The 2343-nt window shown below is 51.6% G+C and carries 3 protein-coding genes; all 3 read left to right on the forward strand.

What is annotated here, in order from left to right:
• Positions 1-235 precede the first annotated feature (235 nt).
• Positions 236-487, forward strand: coding sequence for a hypothetical protein (locus D6694_04075; GenBank protein RMH45866.1), 252 nt, complete (start codon positions 236-238; stop codon positions 485-487).
• Positions 480-1427, forward strand: a complete 948-nt coding sequence (locus tag D6694_04080) for a hypothetical protein (GenBank protein RMH45867.1) — start codon at positions 480-482, stop codon at positions 1425-1427. The genes D6694_04075 and D6694_04080 overlap by 8 nt, the downstream gene beginning before the upstream one ends.
• 78 nt (positions 1428-1505) lie before the next feature.
• On the forward strand, positions 1506-2343 hold an 838-nt coding region (locus D6694_04085; GenBank protein ID RMH45868.1), incomplete at its 3' end, for a recombinase family protein.

A 2343-nucleotide genomic window follows, 5' to 3' on the forward strand; every position in this document is an offset into this window, starting at 1 on the left:
CCCTGCCAACGATGTACGAACGCCATAAAAGTGCTTGACAGTCGCTTCCACTCATCTTATGATGTGTATACGCGACAAGCGTAGATGGATATGAACATGCTATACTATAAACCACTTGGATTCGAACCAACGGAAATTCTTTGCAAACAAAATGAGGCCAATCAGGAGCTCTTACCAAATTGCAAGCATCTGTGCACTTGCTTCCCTCCCAACCTTAGCTATCAGGAGAGCGGTCATGCATAAGGCTCAACCAAAAGCAAAATACATCGCATCACTCCTAATTCAGGTGCTACATATCCCGGAAGATGGTTCGCTCGTTCCTGTATTTGGCTGCGGTCATGAGTCATCCAATCATGAAGCCATCACCTTTTGGGTGGAGACCAAAATAGACGAAATTGATGCAGAAGAGGTGATCTTTCGTTTGGAGCAGATGGCGAACGATCATTCCCGAACTGATCCGACAGGAGGTGTCAAGAACGATGGATGATACATTCACCTCCTGCTATACCGTCACGAACTTCGAGTCTCGCACCGCTCGTAATGGGCATCACTATCTGAGGCTTATGCTCGAAAACGCCTATGAAAGTGCCACAGCCAACTGCTGGCATGGCAGCTATATCGGGCCGGAATCCTTTTCTATTGGTGACATCGTCCGCATTTCAGGACGAAGAAAGATTCTGGATTTCCGTGAACTGGTCGATATTCACCAGGCATCCTTGCTCAAACCTCGCGGTGAGGATGTGATAATCAGCATCCCCAGATCCACCGCACCCAATCCAAACGATCTCGTACAACTGATTTCCATTGCGAAAAGCATTGGCTCCGGCCCCTTGAAAGAATTCATCTTCGAGGCATTCGGCGACCAGATGTTTGCACAAGCATTCATTAGCCTCCCAGCAAGCCAAAATCATCACCATCACCATCCCGGAGGCCTTCTCAGGCACAGCTTGGAATGTGTTGAAACTGTCCAAAGTTGTGTGCGCCAGAAAGACCACCGTGACATCGCAACCGTGGCTGCGCTGTTTCACGATGCTGGCAAGGTTCTGACGATGAAGAGCAACGGCAAAACCCCGCTCGGATACATGGTCGATCATGATTCGCTGACCTTGGAATGCCTCAGTGGCCCATTAGCGAACCTTGATACGTCATGGCCGGATGCAGGCATTGCGCTTCGCCATATTTGGACCTGCCGATCACGGCGACGCTGGGGCTTTGCCGCCCGAACATATCTGGCCGATGTCGTGCAACTGGCCGATCGCATCAGCGCTGAGACCGATGCTGAACAGCAGGCCTTTGCCGAGCTCCCGTCTTGGCGCAATCACGCCATGCATCCGGTCTCCGAGCAACGTTTCTGGCGACCTGCAGGTAATCTCTCTGAGACCTTCGAACCGGAGGTAGTAATGCAGGAGAATGTGCAACATGGCTAGAAGATTGCACGTCACCGTCGAACAACAGCCGAACATTGACCAGACCATCCTTTCACAACTGGCTGAGGAATATATCGCATGGCAAAACGAGCAGCTCTCTACCTAAGATCCAGCAAGGACCGGCATGATGTCAGCGTCGAATCTCAGCGACGCGAACTGCATCGCTATGCCCAAGAACAGGGCGATGTCATTGTTGCTGAATTCGTTGACAAGGTCGAGTCGGCGAAAACCGCCAACCGGCCGGCATTTCAGGACATGATAGCCGAGATCAAGTCAAAGAATTGTCGTTTCGAGCGAATCTACTGTTACGACACCAGTCGTTTCTCCAGACGGCAGTACGATGCCCAGCTATACAAGCACCTGCTGAAAAAGCACTGCGTTGAGCTGCATTTCCTGAAGCTTCCGAAAACGGATCCGCTGATGGACTCGGTGCTCGAGTCCTTGATGGAAATCTTTGACGAATTTCATTCACAGAAGTCAAAAATGGACGGCCTTCGTGGCATGCGGGAGAACGTCCAACAAGGATGGCGTGCCGGTGGCCGCGCACCGATCGGCTACAAGCTTGAAAAAATCGTCGTCGGAACTCGCGATGGCGAACCCATCACCAAGAGTCGGCTTGTTCCCGATCCCAAGACATTCGACAAGATTCAGGCCTACCTCAGAGGAAGACTCAACAATGTTGCCCGCAAGCACCTGATTCGGGAGCTAGGCATCAAGTGTGCTGAAACCACAATGATCTATGTTGAGGAATCGGCCCTGACCTATGCCGGGCATACGGTGTGGAACCGTCACAATGAATGCATCGATGGCAGATATATCGGAGGCTCCCGCTACAGGGATCGCAAGGAATGGGTTATCCAGCGCGATACCCATGAGGCGATGATCACGGAAGAAGAAGCCGAGACGTTGATCGCCC

Source organism: Gammaproteobacteria bacterium, assembly GCA_003696665.1.
Taxonomy (GTDB): domain Bacteria; phylum Pseudomonadota; class Gammaproteobacteria; order Enterobacterales.